The 19,581-nt window shown below is 45.5% G+C and carries 15 protein-coding genes; 5 read left to right on the top strand and 10 right to left on the bottom strand.

Features of this window, described 5'->3' with window-relative positions; genetic code table 11:
• Positions 1–3 precede the first annotated feature (3 nt).
• From CLIN57ABFB40_RS13290 to CLIN57ABFB40_RS13305, 4 genes are all read right to left on the bottom strand, one after another.
• Positions 4–1,479 carry a RagB/SusD family nutrient uptake outer membrane protein gene (locus tag CLIN57ABFB40_RS13290; RefSeq protein WP_175630548.1) on the bottom strand — a complete coding sequence of 492 codons (1,476 nt, stop codon included), beginning with the start codon at positions 1,477–1,479 and terminating at the stop codon, positions 4–6.
• 11 nt (positions 1,480–1,490) lie between these two features.
• Positions 1,491–4,973: a SusC/RagA family TonB-linked outer membrane protein gene (locus CLIN57ABFB40_RS13295; protein WP_175630549.1), complete on the bottom strand. Its 3,483-nt coding sequence runs from the start codon at positions 4,971–4,973 to the stop codon at positions 1,491–1,493.
• A gap of 31 nt (positions 4,974–5,004) precedes the next feature.
• Entirely contained in the window at positions 5,005–6,171 is a 1,167-nt protein-coding gene (locus CLIN57ABFB40_RS13300) for a FecR family protein (protein WP_175630550.1), read from the bottom strand.
• A 76-nt stretch (positions 6,172–6,247) separates the two neighbouring features.
• Positions 6,248–6,811, bottom strand: a complete 564-nt coding sequence (locus CLIN57ABFB40_RS13305; protein WP_175630551.1) for an RNA polymerase sigma-70 factor — start codon at positions 6,809–6,811, stop codon at positions 6,248–6,250.
• Between the two features lie 277 nt (positions 6,812–7,088).
• Between CLIN57ABFB40_RS13305 and dacB the strand changes: the two genes are divergently transcribed.
• Positions 7,089–8,495 carry a D-alanyl-D-alanine carboxypeptidase/D-alanyl-D-alanine-endopeptidase gene (gene dacB / locus CLIN57ABFB40_RS13310; protein ID WP_175630552.1) on the top strand — a complete coding sequence of 469 codons (1,407 nt, stop codon included), beginning with the start codon at positions 7,089–7,091 and terminating at the stop codon, positions 8,493–8,495.
• Between the two features lie 81 nt (positions 8,496–8,576).
• On the opposite strand, the gene CLIN57ABFB40_RS13315 is transcribed toward dacB, so the two are convergent.
• The 5 genes from CLIN57ABFB40_RS13315 to CLIN57ABFB40_RS13335 all read right to left on the bottom strand — a co-directional run bounded on the left by CLIN57ABFB40_RS13315 (position 8,577) and on the right by CLIN57ABFB40_RS13335 (position 14,355).
• Complete coding sequence (locus CLIN57ABFB40_RS13315; protein WP_175631221.1) at positions 8,577–9,950, bottom strand: hypothetical protein; 1,374 nt, start codon at positions 9,948–9,950, stop codon at positions 8,577–8,579.
• A gap of 136 nt (positions 9,951–10,086) precedes the next feature.
• The gene (locus CLIN57ABFB40_RS13320; RefSeq protein ID WP_175630553.1) at positions 10,087–11,283 is read right to left on the bottom strand and encodes an ATP-binding protein; all 1,197 of its coding nucleotides are present in this window, start codon (positions 11,281–11,283) and stop codon (positions 10,087–10,089) included.
• 120 nt (positions 11,284–11,403) lie between these two features.
• Positions 11,404–12,150 (bottom strand): TonB family protein, encoded by a 747-nt coding sequence (locus CLIN57ABFB40_RS13325; protein WP_175630554.1) that lies wholly within the window; start codon positions 12,148–12,150, stop codon positions 11,404–11,406.
• An 85-nt stretch (positions 12,151–12,235) separates the two neighbouring features.
• On the bottom strand, positions 12,236–13,735 hold the full coding sequence (locus CLIN57ABFB40_RS13330; RefSeq protein ID WP_175630555.1) for an acetyl-CoA hydrolase/transferase family protein: 1,500 nt from the start codon (positions 13,733–13,735) through the stop codon (positions 12,236–12,238).
• A gap of 125 nt (positions 13,736–13,860) precedes the next feature.
• On the bottom strand, positions 13,861–14,355 hold the full coding sequence (locus CLIN57ABFB40_RS13335) for a ferrichrome ABC transporter substrate-binding protein (RefSeq protein ID WP_175630556.1): 495 nt from the start codon (positions 14,353–14,355) through the stop codon (positions 13,861–13,863).
• Positions 14,356–14,691: 336 nt separating this feature from the next.
• Between CLIN57ABFB40_RS13335 and miaB the strand changes: the two genes are divergently transcribed.
• A complete protein-coding gene (miaB, locus tag CLIN57ABFB40_RS13340) occupies positions 14,692–16,065 on the top strand; it encodes a tRNA (N6-isopentenyl adenosine(37)-C2)-methylthiotransferase MiaB (protein ID WP_175630557.1) in 1,374 nt (457 codons plus the stop codon).
• A 237-nt stretch (positions 16,066–16,302) separates the two neighbouring features.
• Here the strand turns inward: miaB and CLIN57ABFB40_RS13345 are convergent, their stop codons facing one another.
• Positions 16,303–17,016, bottom strand: a complete 714-nt coding sequence (locus CLIN57ABFB40_RS13345) for a S24 family peptidase (RefSeq protein ID WP_175630558.1) — start codon at positions 17,014–17,016, stop codon at positions 16,303–16,305.
• 505 nt (positions 17,017–17,521) lie between these two features.
• On the opposite strand from CLIN57ABFB40_RS13345, the gene CLIN57ABFB40_RS13350 reads away from it, so the two are divergent.
• From CLIN57ABFB40_RS13350 to CLIN57ABFB40_RS13360, 3 genes are all read left to right on the top strand, one after another.
• Positions 17,522–17,923: a hypothetical protein gene (locus CLIN57ABFB40_RS13350; protein WP_175630559.1), complete on the top strand. Its 402-nt coding sequence runs from the start codon at positions 17,522–17,524 to the stop codon at positions 17,921–17,923.
• A 21-nt stretch (positions 17,924–17,944) separates the two neighbouring features.
• Positions 17,945–18,814 carry a DUF4373 domain-containing protein gene (locus CLIN57ABFB40_RS13355; protein WP_175630560.1) on the top strand — a complete coding sequence of 290 codons (870 nt, stop codon included), beginning with the start codon at positions 17,945–17,947 and terminating at the stop codon, positions 18,812–18,814.
• A gap of 205 nt (positions 18,815–19,019) precedes the next feature.
• Positions 19,020–19,538 (top strand): HU family DNA-binding protein, encoded by a 519-nt coding sequence (locus CLIN57ABFB40_RS13360; RefSeq protein ID WP_175630561.1) that lies wholly within the window; start codon positions 19,020–19,022, stop codon positions 19,536–19,538.
• The last annotated feature ends 43 nt before the right edge of the window (positions 19,539–19,581 follow it).

Genomic DNA, 19,581 nt, shown 5'->3' on the forward strand with positions numbered 1-19,581 from the left:
TCATTATTTGCTGTTTTGTATTAAGTTACTGTTTTGCATGGCAGATACAGGGAACGGGAATGTCAACAGGTGTGAATCAGGTTTGAGAGTATATGTCTTTCCGTCAACCTCCCGTGTCAATGTCTCGTTGAATTCCGTGCAGAAACGGCGCATATCAAAGAAACCGTTACTGGTGAATAATAGTTCACGCTTACGCTCTTCACGGACAATTCTCATTGCATCGGCAGCATCAGTAGCAGTGAAATCGGTATAATATTTGGTGATAATCCGATTCTTGCGTACGTCGTTTACGTATTTCATGGCGTTCTCCTTGTCACTTTTGCGGGCATAACATTCTGCCGCCATCAGATATACTTCGGAAAGTTTGATTCCGGCAGGATTCCATTGGTAGGATCCGCCTAAACTTAACATAATACTTCCGGGTTCGGCAGTAGGCCTGGTGGGGGTTGCTCCTAGATTGAAGGTATATCGTAAGTCGCTCTTTGGTGTATATAGGTCCATGACCGGCTTACGTACCATACTGGGAGAAGGGTCAAACTGTGTCATTCCATTCTGGGAAAGAAGATTTTCGGGATCTTCATATGGATGGGTGAAATACATTGCCGAGACGGACATACGGAACATGGAATACATAGGCATCCCATATTCTATTAAATTTTCCGACCATTTGAAAGTTTGTTCTGCATAATTGACCGCTGCCTGATATTCCGTATTCATGTTCCACAATTTATGGCGTCCTTCCCCTTCCGCTTCCTTGATACAATCCAGTGAAGCTTGAAGTGCTTCGTTAAATTCCCTCTTGAAAAGATGTACTTTAGCTTTCAGGGCATAACCGAAGGATTTGTTGGGGCGGAACGTGTTCATAGCTACGTGCGGAAGATCGGGCAAAGCCTCTTCAATGTCGCGTTGAATCAGGGCATAAGCGTCAGCCACAGTAGATTGTACTCCTACTGCTTCCATATCAAAGTCTTCACGAAGGATGATTCCCCGGTCTTGGGCTGCTGTTTCCGGATTGTAAGGTTTAGCATAAGTATTGATGAGGTAAAAATAAGCATAAGCACGCATAATCTTTGCTTGTGCCATTCCATAGCGTTTATCGTCATCACTTCCTTCAGACTTGTTGATATTTTGGATAATGATATTGAAATTTGATATCTTTTTATAACACATGGTGTACATATCGCTACTTCCGGTGGCTGTCATATAGGAAGCGCGGTCGAAATCTTCATTCCAGTAGAATGCGGCTGAATTGAGCGGAGAGGAATAATTCTCGAGTAGTTCCATATTGTAAGAAGTGGCCTCTCCACATAGATACCATTCCGACTGAATGGGATATCCGTAGACGTCTTCGATTAATCCCAGATAGTCGCTGGTTTGGTTGAGCACGGACTCTCCTTTAGGGACGATGTCCAGATAGTTGTCACAGGCACTTAAGCTAAATGCTGCGACTATGCAGCCTATAATAATATTTCGTTTCATACTGAGTCGTTTTAGAAGTTGATGTTGATACCTAATATGTAACTGGTTGCTTTTTCGTCACTCCGTGTACCGGAATTAGCATTGAAAGCTTCGGGGTCGATATCCCGTTTGTTGGCAGCCCAGTAACAAGGGTTGTTCACTTGAGCACGCAGGCTGATTCCCTTGAATCCCGCTTTACTTATCCATTCTTGGGGTAGCGTGTAGCTCACTCCGATATTACGTATCTTTATGAATGCGGCGCTTGCTGTATTATAGTCGGCATATTTCCAATGGTATTCACGGTCGGTGCTTAATCCGTAAACAGTCATTGAAGGGATATCCGTATTGGTATGTTCAGGGGTCCAGCGGTTGGCGATGTCTTCATGAATGGCACCTTTGTAAGTTTCTGAGCGAAGTCCGCTGTAAAGAGGAGTGGCATCTACCCGTAATGAATGTCCTGCATAGTAGACAATCTTGGTGAAGAAGTTGAGTTGCTTCCAGCGCAGGCTGATGTCAAGTGCCCCATTCCATTTCGGGTCGAGCTGTCCTACACATGTCAGGGCGTCAATTTCGTCCACTGGTTTCAGAGAAACTACGTTTCCTTCAGTGTCATATACAGAGGGATTTCCTTCGTCTGTCAGCCCTGCGTAGCGGTAGGCATAAAGCGAGTTGTAGGTATCGCCCTGAAGATAGAAACTACCCGGGTTGGTCAGCATGCTCTTTGCAGAGGTAGGGATATAACCTACTTTTTTTATCTTGTTACTGTTGTAGGCAGTGGTAAAGGTAGTATTGAACGACCAGTCCCGGCTATTAAGCCAATTATACGAAAGAGAAAGCTCTATACCTTTGTTTCGCATGGCTCCGTTGTTTACTCTTGCAGTTTGGAAACCTGTAGAGGGATCAAGATTGGTATTGGCAAGCAAGTCCGAACTATAACGCTGATAAAAGTCAAAGCTACCGCTCAATCTTTTGAAAAGAGAGAAGTCCAGTCCGATATTGAATGTTGAAGTCTTTTCCCAGCGGAGCAATTTATTGGGTGGCGAAATGATAGTCGTCAGGTTGGATTGGCTATAAGGAGAGACTGCGTAACTTCCTAACAAATAGGGAGATGTGTTTTGGTCTACATTACCTGTGATACCGTAGGTAGCGCGAAGTTTGAGCATATCTACCCATGTGATGTCTTTCATGAACTCTTCATTAGAAATATTCCAACTGGCACCTACCGACCACAACGGGCGATAGCGGTATTTGGGATCGGTTCCGAAGAGGTCGGCCTGCTCAATGCGGACGCTACCATTGAGGGCATAGCGTGTATCGTATGAATAACCTGCATTGAAGTAAGCAGATACATAACGGTGATGTGAGTCGTTTACGAACAGTTGTTCTTGCTTTTGAAAAGGATTGCTGCTCAATTGCCCTATGACACCTTTGTTCAATGCCGCCCAGTCTACTTGTTTGTAGACCAGCTTTTGTTCGTCGTAGCCATATCGCTCGCCTATTGTCTTGCGATATTTGTCTTCACGGATTTCTCCACCTAGCAAGGCGGTAATCTCATGTTTGTCGTTGATAGTCGTTTGATAGTCGAATTGTGCGCGTAAGTTCATATATGACCAGCGTGCATGAGACTCTTCCATTCTTCCGCCTTCGGGGATATAGTAGGTATATCCGCCTTTCGGATTGGTGGCTGCGTGTCTGTTAATCATGTTTCTCATATAATATGAGTCTTCCTCATCTTGGCGTTCAGTATTCTGATCCCGTTTCTCATATTGGAATTTCACACCGAAATTCAATCCTTTGAGCAGTTTGAAATCGGCATGTGTGAAGAGCTTCCAATAGAGGTCATCCGTATCTTGCATATTCTTGGTCGATTCTTCCACGGCGTTGTATCCCATAGGTTTCAGTCCTTCTGTCTGGTTCACTGTTTGGGAGTTGAAATAATTGTGCGGGTAGATATAAGCATAACTGCCGTCTTCGTTGTAGAGAGTTTCGTATGGCATAGCTACTGTTGTCCCTTGATATCCTGCTTGTGAATAGCTGGTGTTGCCGATACCCACATTTGTTCCTACGGTGAGTTTAAACCACTTGGTCAGGTCGAGTTCGTTTTTCATGTAGAAAGTGAACTTATCAAAACTGTTGTTCTTGTTGTAGGTACTTTTATTTTCGTAACGGGCAGAAAAGAAGAAGTTGGATCTGTCACCCGCTTTGGAAAGAGAGAGATTATAGTCCTGTACGAAGTTCATTTGTTGCAGTTCGTCACGATAAGCTTTTCTATAATCATTCTTCCGTAAGAGGTCGAGTGAGGCGTTCAATTGACTTTCTGTGATTTCTCCTTTGGCGAGACGGTAATAGAGACGGTCTACTGTGGATATGTAACTGGGGGCTTTTATATCGTTCAGCAAATCGAAATAATCTAACGGATTTTCTTGATAATTAGGATTATTGGTCAGATAGTCTCTTTCGTAATCAATGATGTCACTGGTAGAAGCATAGTGGCGGTAGTCAAGTGATGGCAACGGATTCAGGTAGAAGTTGGCAGACACGTTGATGTTCGGTTTCTTGCCCGTTCCGCGTTTGGTTGTTACGACAATGACACCGTTCGAAGCGCGTACACCATATAGAGAGGTGGCAGCGGCATCTTTCAGTACGGTAATTGTTTCGATGTCTTCCGGATTCAGTTCGTTAATGCCTACTCCGGTGACAGGTTGTCCGTCCAGTACCAATAGCGGAGTGGTACCGATAGAGGTTGAGAATGTAGAAGTACCACGAATACTCATTTTTCCGTTGTAACTAGTTAGCCCGGGAGTGGCACCTTCCAGTTTGCTGCCCAAATCCGGTGCCTGGATTTTGTCGAGATAATTGCTCTTCACAATCGTGGCCGCTCCGGTCGCCCGTTCGCGCGAGATAGTTTGGAAACCGGTGACGATTACTGCATCCAGTTGTTTCACATCCTCCACCATGACTACTTGCAACAGTTGCTCACCACTGTAAACTACATCATGGGGCTTCATGCCTACAGAAGAAAAGTTCAGTACAGTTCCGTATGTCAGTGGTTTGGAGAACGTAAAGCGTCCGTCAATGTCTGTGATGGTTCCTTGGCTTTTATCTTGTGTGAAGATAGCGACTCCCGGAAGAACGTTCCCGTCGCTATCGGTGACACGTCCGTTCAGGGGTGTTTTGGCTATTGCTTTCTTGGGGATTGCAGTAATGACAATCGTTTTTCCTTTTATGGAATATTGTAGTCCGGTTCCTGTCAGGAGCGTTTTCATTACGTTGTTGATTTCAGCTTCCTGTAGAGATACGGACACATTGACTCCTTTCAATAGAGAGGCATTATAGAAAAACTGGTAGCCATATTGTTTACTCAGTTTCTCCAACACGTTTTCCAACGGTTTCTTACTTACCGTAACGGTGATCTTCTCCGGTTGGCGTGTTTGAGCATATGCCAACGGAGCGGTACAGGACAGGATGAGGGAAATAGCCAACATGAGTCCTTTGGAAATAAGCTTTTCTGTCATAACTATGTGAAATTTATAATATTAGATGCTATTATTCATTCTTTTTCTCTATTGCGTCTATTCTCCTGTCCTGATGGATTTTGAAGTCTAGTTCATTTGTCAGGTGCAGGATATTGAGTATTTCTGCGAGCGGCTGTTTACGTGACAATATGCCGCTATAGCGTATATCTTGTATATCTTCGCTTACATTGATGTCTACATTATACCAGCGGGACAGTTCATTCATGATAGTACCGATTGTCTCGCTATGGAAGACGAACTTATCTTCCGTCCAACCAGTGGTAGCGGATATATCAGCTTGCGCTATGCTGTAATCGCGTGTCGTTTTATGGTAAGTGAACTGTTCGCCTGGAGACAATGTGGCGAGAATCTTCTGTCCTTCGCGTACGTTGACCGAACCTTCAACCAAAGTGATGGATACATTTCCTTCTTCTTCGTAAGCCTTAATATTAAAGGCAGTTCCTGTGACTTGTACGTTCAGCGTGCCGAGCAATACATTGAAAGGTTTTTCCGGATTATGCTTAACTTTGAAGTATGCCTCTCCTCTTAATTCAACCTGGCGTATGTGCTGTTTGAAATGGGTAGGAAAGAGCAGTTCCGAAGCCGCATTCACTTGAATCTCTGTTCCGTCTTCCAGTGTCAGACGATATTCACCGCCTGCAGGTACTGCCAGTTTGTTGAACTGGTTGTCGGGCTTCAGTTCGATAGCGACATTTCTTTTTCCGTCCAGCGTGCTTCCAATCAGTTGGTTGCCTTGGACAGTCAGATTGCTTTCTGCCAGTTCCACCGGCTCGTCATTCTGCGCGATAAGTGAAATCTTGGCAGGTTCGGGTACGGATGCCGCCCATTCAGCAACAGTTTCTTCGCTGTTTCTCATCCATAACCATGTGGCTGCCGTTCCGAGGATTAACAAGAAAGAAGCTGCAATACCTATATTATATATAATACGTCTGCCGATTCTTTTTGTCGGAAGGGTCAGTCGGCTGCTGACTTCTTCCAACGCCTGTCGGGTATCAATGGAGTCGTGGAAGGAGATTTCCTGCGACAGGTTCTCCTGCTTCCGTATTTCTTCGTATAGTTCGGGTGACTCCTCTCTCCACTTCTGAGCCAGCAGTGAGGTCGAGGGCTTGCCGGTGCAGATTTCTTTAGCCAATTCTTCGGCTATCTGCATGCTTTCTTTGAGCTTTTGGTCTGTCATTTATAGAACGAAATTTGTGTTATTCTATAAGTAAAACAACACAAGACGAATGTGGTATGATATAAAATTCAATTTTTTATAAAATAAGTAGCAAAAATCTTAATTCTTCCAGTTCGGCACGTAGTCGGGCGTATGCGTGCATCTTGTGTGTCTTTACGGTAGGAACCGATATCGACAGTAATTCGGCTATCTCCTGGTTGGATTTATTTTGAAGGGAAAGAATGATAATTTCCTGCTCGCGCGGAGTGAGTTCCCTGATTTTCTGCCGTACCATAAAAGATACTTCCTCACGGATAATATTTTCCTGGATGAATTCCTCGCTTTGCATGACCTGTAACTGGCTTTCGGCATAGCGGTCTTTCACATCCTCATGTTTCAGGTGATTGAGGCAGCGGTTGGAGATGGAACGATAGAAAAAGGCCTTGATGGTTACAATGGAAGTGAAATTTTCCCGTTGCTCCCAAAAAGCGATGAAGACATCCTGAACAATGTCGCGTGCCTCTTCCACATCCAGGCGATACCGGCAGGCGAAAGAAAGGAATAGAGTATAGTATTTCTTAAAGAATAAATCAAACTCTTTCTTGTTTTTTACTCTATTTGTTCCGAAGTGGTCGATATTATTTTCTTGAGGTATTATCATTCAGTTATACTGTTCTGTTTTAAAAAAGACTGTATATACACTAGACTTTTTTAGGGCATCCTCTTCTCTACGTGCTACAAAAGTAAATATTTCCTTTTATCAGATAAACTTTTTTGGTGTTTTTTTCTGTTATTTTCTTTTCTGCTGTCATTTGTTTTCCCCGAACACTAACTATTTGTTATCAAGCTCCCTCTTTTGTTTTTTGTCGGATTCCGGGCAAATTCGGTTGGGAAGTGCTATATTTGCGGGGGTGATTCGATTCATAAACCGCTTTTGTATGAAGAAAGTTCTTTTATTAGTCACGTTGTCCGTCTGTCTGTTGCCCTTGTGGGCACAAAGGGATTTTTCGCAGATAGATTCGCTTATTAAAAAGATGCTTCCCGAAGCATCCGAAGTCGGCATATCCGTTTATGACCTGACGGCGAAGAAGCCGTTGTACAACTACCGTGCGGAGAAACTTTCCCGCCCTGCTTCTACCATGAAACTGCTGACGGCTATTACCGCCCTCTCCCGTCCCGATGCGAACGAGCCTTTCCGTACGGAAGTATGGCACGATGGCGTGATAGAGCATGATACACTTCAAGGCAATCTATATGTTGTGGGTGGATTCGACCCCGAATTTGACAGTCAGGCGATGGATTCGTTGATAGAAAAGGTAGTCACTTTCCCTTTTTCCGTGATTAACGGGCAGGTGTATGGTGATGTTTCGATGAAAGACTCCCTCTATTGGGGGCATGGATGGGCGTGGGACGATACCCCTGCGGGCTATCAACCTTATCTGTCCCCGCTCATGTTCTGCAAAGGAACGGTGGAAGTCTCTGTGATTCCCTCTACCCTGCAAGGAGATACGACAAGCGTGTCCTGCAAGCCTGTCTCTTCTTATTATACCCTGGCCAACCGGACAAAGACACGTACTTCTTCTGCCGGAAAGTTCTCTTTCTCAAGAGACTGGCTGACGAACGGGAATAATCTCGTTGTTTCGGGCAATGTCGCTTCCATCCGAAAAGATAATGTCAATATCTATGATTCACCCGCTTTTTTTATGCACACTTTCCTCGAGCGTCTCCGTGCAAAAGGTATCATCGCTCCCCAATCTTATGCATTTGCGGAATTGCCGCGCGACAGCGTTCATGTGGAGCGGATGGCAGGTTGGAATACATCGGTACAAAAAGTCTTGAACCAATTGATGAAAGAGAGCGACAACCTGAATGCGGAAGCATTCCTCTGCCGCCTCGGGGCACAGGCTACGGGAAAGAAGCAGGTGGCTTCCGAAGACGGAATTGTAGAAATCATGAAGTTAATCCGCCGCCTGGGGCACGACCCGAAAGACTATAAGATTGCGGACGGATGCGGGCTATCCAACTATAATTACCTCTCTCCCGCTCTGCTGGTCGATTTCTTGAAATATGCATATTCCCGGACGGGAATCTTTCAGAAACTCTATAAGTCTCTCCCCGTGGGCGGTGTGGACGGCACATTGAAAAACAGGATGAAAAGTGCGCCCGCTTATCGGAATGTTCATGCCAAGACAGGCTCGTTTACTGCCATTAATGCGCTTGCGGGCTATCTGCGAATGAAGGACGGGCACGAAGTGGCGTTTGCCATTATGAATCAGAATGTATTTTCGGCTGCTAAGGCAAGAGCGTTTCAGGATAAGGTTTGTGAGGTGATTATCGGACGGTAGATTCATATTTCTGTTTGGTGGGCTGTCAATGTCCACCAAACAGAAAAGGTTGGCAGCATATAATGCTGTTTTTTTACCGGCTCACAGTTCCACCTCAATGGCGGCAGGATAGATACGCCGGGGGTCGGAGAAAGCAGCGCAACTGTTTGCCATGTTTTTAAGGTCCGGCTTTATTTTCCCCCGAAAAACCTGTTTTCCGTTTACCGTGACAGTAATCTCTTTCTTCAGATTTATGAGCTCATCACAGAGGTAGATGATTACTTTCCCTTTATCGGCAGGTGTATAATGTTTCTTGAACTTCATTTCAATGCCCCATCTGGGATCTTTTTGAACGGTTTCATAAGTGATATTGTCCACATTCAATGTGATGTGGTTGCCTGTGACGGTCATTTCGTAGCGGGTGCGGGCATTGATGTCTTCATTAGGGCGTTCTTTGACGAAGAGGTTGTAGAACCCTTTACGGTGCAGCCCGTCCATTTCGAAATCTTCCCAATAGACGTATTTCGGATAAGGGTTGCGGGTGTATTGTTTCAGCCACGGAGTAGTCGGGCGATAGTCAATCGAATGCCCTTTGCCGGGAATCAGCTCTATCTGATGGGTGTATAGCCCGGGGTGCAGGGTTTGCAGCCGTTCAAATTCTTCCTTCACGTAGCCGGTGAGAATATTTCGGTAAAAGCCGCGGTCATTGGCTCCTGTCCTCAGGGAGAAAGCAATATGGGCGCAGTTCTCGGCGGGGGCATTCTTCAAGGGTTCTCCACCTGCCATGGGGCCTGCTCCGGCAAGGTAATCGGCATAGAAAGAGGCAAGGCGCTGGCTGCCATATCCGCCCTCGGAGATGCCGAAGATATACACTTTGTCCGGATTGATATGGCCGGATACTAACGACTGGCGCAATAGTTTCTCCCAGGCATATTGTTTGGATTTCTGCCACCAGCGGTAGTAGCTTCCTTCGTTGGGGATTTGCGGAATGAAGTAGGCGGACGGTGCGTCGTCGAACATCCGGCATATTGTAAGTCCCGTGTCCCATTCTGCGGCTTTCGGACCCGACCCGTGCGTATAGATAAACAGCGGATAGCCTTCGACGGGTTTCGTTGTGCCCTTCGTACCCCAGTAATAGGGCATCACGGCTTTCGGTTCCAGTTCGGGGGGAAGGTTCCATTGGCTGCGTGTCTTGTCGGACAGGGGTTGTAGCGGAATTAGTTTTTCTTCGTCCAGACGTTCGTTCGCCGTTCGCCATGCGTTCCACACTAATTGGCGGTATTGTTCCACTTTCGCAAGGCTGAATTGTTTCCCTTTTTCGAAAGTGTGATTCTTGTCCGGTGATGTCAGACAAGTGGAGAAATAGTTGAGAAGTGCGGTATTGTCCTTATCCGCATTGTTGGCGGTGGCGGTGTTGCTTCCTGTTGTCAGACAGAAGAACAGTCCGCATAAGGTGGCGTTGCGCATAACATTCATCGTTTTCATAGTGTCATTTTGCTTTTTATATATTGATTTTACTTTGTTTCTGCTGCCTTTGTGGGCGCAAAGAGATTTCTCGGAGATAGATTCGCTTATTCTTGAAATATGCATATTCCCGGAGGGTAACCCCGTGTCAATACATTAATCCAAATAGCCAAAGTGGAATCTCATTGTTGAATCCTATTTCTATATTATCAAGAGCCAGATAACCGTTCTTCACTCCGGTTAGTTGTTTCTGCGTTTTATTTTTGCCGCCAATCTCGAAATTATATGTTTCATTCAAAGTAAAGTCTATTTGGGAAGAATAGGTAACTTTGCATTTTACGATGGTTTGATTGAAAAAGAATGTTTCCCGGACATTTCCTATATCCGTCTTTTCTCCTCCCAATGCATAGGCATAATTAGTATTGCCCAGATATATCTTTTCTGGTTTTGCCAGTTGTTTGATGCCGGAAGCCTCTTTGTCAAGTAGCAGGAGAGCTTGGGCTTTTTGGAGATAGGATAGATAATTCAGCAGGCTGATGCGGCTGACTTCTATCTCTTTGCTGAGCATTGATATATTGGGGATATAGGGCACAAGACCGGCAAGAATGGCAAACAGTTTTTTTATTTTACCAATGGAGTAATAATCTATTTTTTCAGTAGAAGGTAAGTCTACATCCAAAATTGTATTCAAAGTGGCGAGCAGTTTCTCGTGATATAATATTTTATCTTCTTTATAAAAAGGGTAATAGCCGTAAGTCAGGTATTCATTGAATGCCACAAGTGGTTTCAATTGTTTGCTTATGTTCATGGCTATTTCGATATGTCTTGTCAGGATGTCGGGAAGTGTAAGTGCTTCCATTTTATATCCATATTCAAATTGTAGGAATTCACGAAAAGAAAGGCCGTGCAAATGATAGGTGACAGCTCTTCTTGAGAGGTCTGCTTCACCTTTGTGTATTTCCAATAAGGAAGACCCTGTGAATACTATTTTTATATCCGGATAACTGTCATAGATGTTCTTTATTTCCCTTGACCAGGTAGGGTATTTATGTACTTCGTCCAGAAACAAAGCTTTTCCTCCCATTTTCTGAAACTCGTCAGCCAGTTCGAATAAGGAGTGGGTGGTGAACCATATATTGTCTAATGAAACGTAGAGCACTTCGTTGCCATAACCGGGATAATGCTCTTTTATATATTGGAGCATGAGAGTTGTTTTTCCTGTTCCGCGTGCGCCTGTTATGGCTATCAACCGGTTGTCCCAGCGAATTTCATGATACAGGTATCTTATGAAATCCAATGAAACCCGTTCCTTAAGTTGATAGAATGTGGTGAATAATTGTTTCATAGAAATAGTTTGTTGATTCTTCTACAAAAATACAATTGTATTCTCTAATAAACAAAAATAGTTGGATTTTGTTTATTAGAGAATACAATTATATCCGTTTGACCAAGAATCCTGTAACTTCTATGTTCTTTTTTGATGAGCATATTCATACTCTATTATTATTGCAAAATTAATCGACAGCCTTTGCCGGGTTTCTACAGGGCGGCTTCGTTGGATGGCGGGTTTCCAGTTTGGCATATTCCGGATGATTCTTATGGCTTCTTCATCTAAAGCGGGAGATACACCTTTGACTATCTTGGGATTTTTAACGGTTCCTCTTTGGGTGATAGTAAATTCAACGGTGACCTGCCCTTCCTCTCCCTTTAGAAAAGCTTCTTCAGGATATTGTAAAGCTTCGGTAAGATACTTTTCCAATCCTTTCGCTTTGCCGGGAAATTCGGCATTTTGTTCTATAACTGCAAAGTTATATGTGTCATCTTCAAAAACGTCCGTTGTATCGCACATGATGTAGCGGTTTCTGACAATTGTTATTTCGTGAAGATTGTAAGGTTCCGGCTCCATTCGTATAATTAGTCCCGATGATTGATTTTTATCTAATTGCAACTCGGTCTTTTTCATTCCCATATGCGAACAGTAAATAGTTTCTTTGTCTTTTGCCATAATGGCAAACTTCCCTTGTTTGTCTGATATTGTTCCCCTTGGAACGCCCGGTATATAAATATTTACTGCTGATATAGCCTTGCCTTCGGAGTCAATTACTTTTCCGCTGAATTTTTGGAATTCTATTTCTTGGGCAAGAGAAGGCATGATATTGGCGATACATAGCGAAATACATAATAGCAGTCTGTTGATAGTCAGTGTTTTCATGTCTATTTCAATATGAAATAGGTTCGGTTATATCATATTGATTATAAGCCGAACCTATTTGACGTTTTATATTTGCAACATTTTCTTACTTGGCGTATTCAGTCCAGTCCGTATTCTTCATATCACCGCTCTTAGCCAGCTCTGCGTGCATGCCGAGTGCAGCCTGGATAGCGTGCGGGGTCTGCGCCTTGCCACCGGCCATTTTGAGGTAATCCCAAAGCAGCTGTTTGTAGTCAGGATGTGCACAGTTTTCGATGATGGCTTGTGCGCGTTCTTTCGGGCTCTTGCCGCGAAGGTCGGCAACACCTTGTTCGGTGATGACAATGTTGACATCGTGCTCCGTGTGGTCGTGGTGGGATACCATCGGCACGATAGCGCTGATTTTGCCTTCCTTAGCCACCGACGGACAAGTGAAGATAGAGATGTACGCATTGCGTGTGAAGTCTCCCGAGCCACCGATACCGTTCATCATCTTCGTACCGCCGATATGGGTTGAGTTCACGTTGCCGTACAAGTCAACTTCGATAGCTGTATTGATAGAGATAACACCGAGTCGGCGTACGATTTCCGGGCTGTTGGAGATTTCCGACGGGCGGAGCACCAGCTTGTCGCGGAAGAAATCCATATCATTGTAAATACCTTCCAGACAGTCGTTGGTAACAGTCAGCGAGCAGGCACTTCCGAATTTGATGCGTCCTTCGCGAATCAGGCCAATCACGGAGTTCTGAATCACTTCCGTGTACATTTCGAATGGAGGAATCGTCTTGTCGCGTCCCAGTGCGCCGAGCACGGCGTTGGCGATGTTTCCTACGCCCGACTGCAACGGAAGGAAAGAAGGCGGGATGATGCCGCGCTTCATGTCCGCAGCGAGGAAGTCGGCAACGTTCTGTCCGATTTTGTCGGTCAGCGGGTCGGCGTCTGCGAAAGAACGCGCTTCGTCCGGCCAGTTGGTTTCCACCACGCCTACGATTTTCTTCGGGTCTACCTGGATATAAGGCAGTCCGATGCGGTCGCTCGGTGTGTAGATAGGTATCTCGCGGCGGTAAGGCGGGTCGAGCGGTTCGTACACGTCATGCAGTCCCATGCAGGATTTGCTGTGCGCGCTGTTCAACTCTACGATAATCTGGTCGGCAAGACGGCAGATAGTCGGGGAGATACCGCCGGCGGCAGTCAGGTAAATCTTTCCGTCCGGAGTCACTTCGCAGGCTTCGATGATGGCCACGTTCATTTTGCCCATGAATCCGTAGCGCACTTCCTGTGCCATTTGTGAGAGGTGTATGTCGTTGTAGGCAATCTCTCCGTTGTTCACGGCTTTGCGGAAATCAGAGTTCGTGGTATAAGGGGCACGGTAGCGGATAGCTTTTGCACGCGACAACACGCCGTCGCATGATTCTCCGGTAGACGCACCTGTAAAAATACCTACTTGAAATGGATTTCCTTTGGCATGTTCCGCTTCTGCAATCTTTGCGAGTTCAGCTGTAACAGCCTTGGCCGTTCCTGCGGGGGTAAATCCGCTCAGGCCGATGTTGTAGCCATGTTTGATAAGGCTTGCAGCTTCTGCTGCCGAAATAAGGTTGAGTGACATAAATAGTATAATTTCGTGTTAAAATACAGTTGATATTTTATGGTTAATTATTCGCTTTATTGTAAAGGCTCCATGTACGGGTTACGCTACTTTCCCGTGCTTGAAACATGCCTTTGTAATTCCGGTCAGTATTTCCGTTGAAGTATCTCTCCCCATATAATAGCCCGGCGGGCTTCTTCAGCCGAATGGATGGTGAAGTCTTCTTTCTTGTCTGATGATTCGTGAGGAACGTCGTAATGAGCGCCTTGCCTGGTGTTCAGTGCATCCTGTGCGGTGCTGTTCGCTATGGATGCGGCAACGGATACTTCTTCTTTTTTCTTTTTCTTTTTCTTTTTCTGCTTTTGCTTTTGCTTTGGTGCCTGCTTGAAAGCTTGTTGTGAAGACCTTTTCGGAGTATCCGGCTCTATGGGCATAGGTCTGAGCAATTCGTCCAGCGACTTGGGCATACCCCATGTTTCGGGCATGGGAACACTGTCCGGAGCTATTTCGTCGGGCGATGGCGTTGGGGGAACGGGGCGTTTATTGGTAGCTTTTTTCGATTTACTATTCTTATGCACCTCTTGGATTATTCCCATAAGAATGATCGCTGCTATCGCGAGAAATTTCAAAAAATCTTCCATTGTGTTTCATTGCTAATTAGTTATCTGCCAAAGATACGCATAAATTCCGGTTCGGGCTAACTTTTTATTATGAAAAAAGGGCAGCTTCACAGCTCCCCTTAATTTTTTTAACCTAAACCTTAACTATGAAAAAATCTAATGTTTCTTTCATTGCACAAATGTGAAAAATAAATTTAAATTTGCCAAGTGTATCACCGGAAAATGTTTATTCTCTTAACATAAATTACAAGTTAGCATCCTAAACCATAAGTTTTTGCGTTATTTTTCTACCAATTCGCCACTTATTGAAAGCGAAGCCGTATCTTTGTGGTCGAATTTTAAAATTTAGATTTGAATATGAACGAATTAGCGGGAGCGGACTTTAAATCCGCAACTGAAACGACCGAAGACAACAAAAAGTTGTTTATCGAAACTTACGGCTGCCAGATGAACGTGGCCGACAGCGAGGTGATTGCCTCAGTGATGCAAATGGCGGGGTACTCCGTGGCCGAAACGCTTGAGGAAGCCGATGCCGTGTTTATGAACACCTGTTCCATCCGCGACAATGCGGAGCAGAAGATTCTGAACCGCCTGGAGTTTTTCCACTCGCTGAAGAAAAAGAAGAAACACCTGATTGTGGGCGTACTGGGATGTATGGCCGAACGGGTGAAGGATGATTTGATTACGAATCATCATGTCGACCTCGTGGTAGGCCCGGATGCCTATCTCACCCTGCCCGACCTGATTTCCGCCGTAGAAGCCGGCGAGAAGGCAATCAACGTGGAACTTTCCACCACCGAAACCTATCGGGACGTGATTCCCTCACGTATCTGCGGCAATCACATCTCCGGATTCGTATCCATCATGCGTGGCTGCAACAACTTCTGCACCTATTGCATCGTCCCCTACACCCGTGGACGAGAGCGCAGCCGTGACGTGGAAAGCATCCTTAACGAAGTGGCAGACCTCGTGGCGAAAGGTTATAAGGAAGTCACCCTGCTGGGACAGAACGTCAACTCCTACCGTTTCGAGAAGCCGACAGGCGAAGTGGTCACTTTCCCGATGCTGCTCCGCACCGTTGCCGAAGCTGCTCCGGGCGTGCGCATCCGTTTCACCACCTCTCACCCGAAGGATATGAGCGACGAAACGCTGGAAGTAATCGCGCAAGTGCCCAACGTATGCAAGCATATCCACCTGCCTGTGCAGAGCGGCAGTTCCCGCATCCTCAAACTGATGAACCGCAAATATACCCGCGAATGGTACTTGGAACGGGTAGCAGCCATCAAACGCATTATCCCCGACTGCGGACTGACAACGGACATCTTCTCCGGTTTTCATTCTGAAACGGAAGAAGACCACGCCCTTTCCCTCTCCCTGATGGAAGAATGCGGGTACGATGCCGCCTTTATGTTCAAATATTCCGAGCGTCCGGGAACCTATGCTTCGAAACATCTCGAAGACAACGTGCCGGAAGACGTGAAAGTCCGTCGCTTGAATGAAATTATCGCCCTGCAGAACCGTCTGTCTGCCGAATCCAACCAGCGTTGTATCGGCAAGACGTACGAAGTGCTTGTAGAAGGCGTCTCCAAGCGTTCGCGCGAGCAACTGTTCGGGCGTACGGAGCAGAACCGTGTCGTAGTGTTCGACAGAGGCACGCACCGTGTCGGTGACTTTGTCAATGTACGTATTACCGAGGCCAGTTCGGCTACGCTGAAAGGGGAAGAGGTGTAAATTCCGTCGCAGAACTTCACTAAGAGACTTTACCACAGATTCACACAGATTTTTATTCTTGTTTCTGGCACTGCGAAATTGAGCAGGGATTAAATAACGTCAGTTCGATATAAGCTTGTATTATTTCGATTCTCCTCCTTCGGGAAGCCATGCGGACGAAATTATATCGAAATAAAGGCAGGAATAAACGAAAAGTCTGTGTGAATCTGCATCCTCTGTGTGAATCTGTGGTGAGCCTTACATCATCATGTGCCTGCGAATCGAGAATTTCACGATTGCCATCGCATTGATGGACGCGAACGGGATATCCATCGGCTCGTGATGCGTATTGTAACTCACCAGCTTGATGCACCCTTCCTTCTCCGAACGGTTGACGTATTTCACCGCCAGATACTCGTCTCCGTCAATCATGAACGACACCAGGTATATTTCCCCGTAGATGACGTTTTCGAAACTGCTGATTTCCTTGTATCCGATGATGTCCCCCGATTTCAGTATGGGATACATGCTGTCCCCGTTTACATACACCGCCCCGTCGCAGACGGAAATATTCGGAATCAATATCTTCCCCAGTGCGTACTGCTGCTTGTTGGTGAACAATGTTTTCAGGTTTGCCGCTGCGGTGATGTCGTATAACGTCACGCTCCGGTCGTCTACCGGTTCCACTGCTTTAGGATTGTGTATAATCTCCACTTCTCCCCTTGCCAGTTCGCTTTCGCAGAATCTTGGCTGGTGCACGGGACTTCCTTTTCCCAACAGCAGCCAGTTGTAATCCACCTTGTCGCCGAACTTGTCAAGCAACAGCTTGAAATCAATGCTGTTCCGTGCGCTCCAGTTGGTGACTGTCGCTCTCGAAACTCCCAAGTATTCAGCCAGTTCGCTGTCTCTTCTCAGGTTTAACGCCTGTTTGGCACGCTTGATGATGCCTGTGACATCTAAATTTGTATCCATTCTGTTTTTTATTTAAAAGACTAATCCCGGATTTATAAATGTCAGCTATAAAATGGCTGACAAAAAAACGTTATGTTTACTACGTGTTTATAATCAATGACTTATAAAATAGTTAAGATTAAAAACGAAAATCATAGTTTTCTTTATGAAAAAATATTCTATCTTTGTCCCATTGATTCATAGAAAACGTTTCAAAAATATAAATTAAAAACGGATATGCCATGCAAAACTTCAAGAAAAACACCGAAACCATGAAAATTTCTCATCCGCCACCTGCGGAAAGCTTGCTGATAGCTGTAAACAGCTTTTCTATCAGCTATTAATAGTTCTTCTCTCAAGTATTAACAGCCAATTCTCTAACCATTAATACCTGAAACGTCAGATGTTAATACCTGGCAATAGGATAACAAAAGGATAACATATTGTATACGAGTACTCCGTATTCGGATGATTACAGGCTTGACTGATAAAAACTACTATTTATAATTTATAATTGGATAACAAAATGAAAAACTCAGAAGTACAAACACTGTTCGTTTGCGGATGTTGCAAACGCTCTCTTCCGGCAAGTGCCTTTTATATCAATAAGAAAACCGGGCTTCCCGGCAACTACTGTAAGGAATGTCGTAAAACTGTCAGCCGGAACCACCGGAAGAACGAAAAACGCTCCTTGGCATGCGACAGGGAAAGCAATTATCCGGTAATTACCTCTACGGAAGATCCCACGTTGCGGCGGGAACTTATTCTGCATGCCCTTGAAACCGTAGCTGCCAGCATCGAACGGAAAAGGCGGAAAGTCCGCGAATCGGCATTTGAATGTGAATCAGGTGCTGAATCCCGGTCCGGCTCAGTCTTTGAATCGGGCTCAGAATCAAAATCAGAATTACAATCAGAATTGGCCGACTGATTTATAAAAACAATCAATAGTATGGGACGAATAAAACAAGGGCTTGACTATTTCCCTTTGAATACCGATTTTATGCACGACCGTGTCGTGCGCCGTGTGATGAAGCGTGAAGGCGATTCCGCCTTCACAATCCTGCTCTATACCCTGTCTTATCTATATTCTGGCGAGGGTTATTATATCCATGTCGACGATGACTTCTATGACGAACTCTCCGACCAGCTCTTCAGCACGGACAACGATAGTGTCCGCCAGGTGCTTCGTCTGTTTGTGGAGTACGGTTTCTTCGATTCCTCTCTCTACGAACGTTACGGCATCCTGACTTCCGCCGACATCCAGCGGCAGTTCCTTTTTATCACTAAACGCCGCAGCTGCCGTCATATTTCTCCGGACTACTGTCTGCTGCCGGATGAGGAAAACGTACACCCGACCCTCCCGGATGCTGTTGCAGAAACCCCGGATATTGTAACGCAACCCCCCGATACTGTAACAGAATCCCCGGATACTGCAACAAAAAGCACCCTCCTAAAAAGAAAAGAAAAAGAAAGGAAAGAAAACATCCTCCCTAACCCTCCTTTGCCCAAAGGAGGGGATGAGGAAGAAAATGGAGGAGATTTTTCTAACAGACAACCGGCGAAGAAGAAACGTGGGCTGACACAATCGGATATTGACCGGATGCAAGCTCCTGCCGACGGGCATCCGCGCAACCTTTCCGGACTGTTGGACAACCTTCGCCTTTATCGTATCCCTCCCTCCGAACAGTATGCAATCGTGCTGAAAAGTAATTACGGTGAAATCGGAGGCAAGGTTTGGAAAGGTTTCAGCGTCATCCGGGCAAGTGCCGGAAAGATCAAACTGCCCGGTCATTATCTGTTGAGTATCCTGAATAACTGAATGAATAAGGGCTATGATGCCGTTATGTTTTTATAATATGTTGTAAATAAGGAGTATATAATAAATATTCATATTAACGAATTTATTAACGCACATTTTTAAAATCTCTTGCACAGACAGAAATAAGGCCCTATATTTGCATTGTCGATAAGCTTAAAGACACAGACGAACTAGAATTATTAATAACTAAAAAACTATTACAATTATGCCAGTATTATACAAACCCTTCCAGTCAACTCTGGAAGACCAAAAAAGCGGTAAAAAACTCTTCTATCCCCGGGTAGTACGTTCGGGAAACGTGGATTCCGCACAACTTTCGAAAGAAATAGCCGCCTACTCTTCCCTCTCTCCTGGTGACGTGAAAAACACGCTCGACAACCTGGTGACGGTGATGACGCAGCACTTGCAATCTTCGGAAAGCGTAAGCGTCGACGGTCTTGGTACCTTCCGTATGGTGATGGTGGCTCGTGGCAGAGGTGTGGAAACCTCCGGCGAAGTGTCGGCTGCACAGGCTACGCTTACCGTCCGCTTCCAACCGGCGACTACCAGGAACCTCGACCGCACTACGGCTACCCGTTCGATGGTGACCGGTGCGAAGTGTGTCCGCTATGATAAACTTGTTTCCGATGCGGGTAGCGCGGAAGGCGGCAACTCCGGTGGAAGCGACAAGCCCGGTGGAGACGGTAATGAAGGGGACGGAGAAACGCCCGATCCGGCTGCATAAATGATGTCACGGCAGTATGGTATACACAGAATGTAAACGACAG

Source organism: Bacteroides acidifaciens, assembly GCF_903181435.1.
Lineage (GTDB): Bacteria > Bacteroidota > Bacteroidia > Bacteroidales > Bacteroidaceae > Bacteroides.

Bases quoted from the DNA above. Each gene is read 5' to 3' on its own strand.
- CLIN57ABFB40_RS13290 (WP_175630548.1), bottom strand. From the start codon at position 1,479: ATGAAACGAAATATTATTATAGGCTGCATAGTCGCAGCATTTAGCTTA.
- CLIN57ABFB40_RS13295 (WP_175630549.1), bottom strand. From the start codon at position 4,973: ATGACAGAAAAGCTTATTTCCAAAGGACTCATGTTGGCTATTTCCCTC.
- CLIN57ABFB40_RS13300 (WP_175630550.1), bottom strand. From the start codon at position 6,171: ATGACAGACCAAAAGCTCAAAGAAAGCATGCAGATAGCCGAAGAATTG.
- CLIN57ABFB40_RS13305 (WP_175630551.1), bottom strand. From the start codon at position 6,811: ATGATAATACCTCAAGAAAATAATATCGACCACTTCGGAACAAATAGA.
- dacB (WP_175630552.1), top strand. From the start codon at position 7,089: ATGAAGAAAGTTCTTTTATTAGTCACGTTGTCCGTCTGTCTGTTGCCC.
- CLIN57ABFB40_RS13315 (WP_175631221.1), bottom strand. From the start codon at position 9,950: ATGAATGTTATGCGCAACGCCACCTTATGCGGACTGTTCTTCTGTCTG.
- CLIN57ABFB40_RS13320 (WP_175630553.1), bottom strand. From the start codon at position 11,283: ATGAAACAATTATTCACCACATTCTATCAACTTAAGGAACGGGTTTCA.
- CLIN57ABFB40_RS13325 (WP_175630554.1), bottom strand. From the start codon at position 12,150: ATGAAAACACTGACTATCAACAGACTGCTATTATGTATTTCGCTATGT.
- CLIN57ABFB40_RS13330 (WP_175630555.1), bottom strand. From the start codon at position 13,735: ATGTCACTCAACCTTATTTCGGCAGCAGAAGCTGCAAGCCTTATCAAA.
- CLIN57ABFB40_RS13335 (WP_175630556.1), bottom strand. From the start codon at position 14,355: ATGGAAGATTTTTTGAAATTTCTCGCGATAGCAGCGATCATTCTTATG.
- miaB (WP_175630557.1), top strand. From the start codon at position 14,692: ATGAACGAATTAGCGGGAGCGGACTTTAAATCCGCAACTGAAACGACC.
- CLIN57ABFB40_RS13345 (WP_175630558.1), bottom strand. From the start codon at position 17,016: ATGGATACAAATTTAGATGTCACAGGCATCATCAAGCGTGCCAAACAG.
- CLIN57ABFB40_RS13350 (WP_175630559.1), top strand. From the start codon at position 17,522: ATGAAAAACTCAGAAGTACAAACACTGTTCGTTTGCGGATGTTGCAAA.
- CLIN57ABFB40_RS13355 (WP_175630560.1), top strand. From the start codon at position 17,945: ATGGGACGAATAAAACAAGGGCTTGACTATTTCCCTTTGAATACCGAT.
- CLIN57ABFB40_RS13360 (WP_175630561.1), top strand. From the start codon at position 19,020: ATGCCAGTATTATACAAACCCTTCCAGTCAACTCTGGAAGACCAAAAA.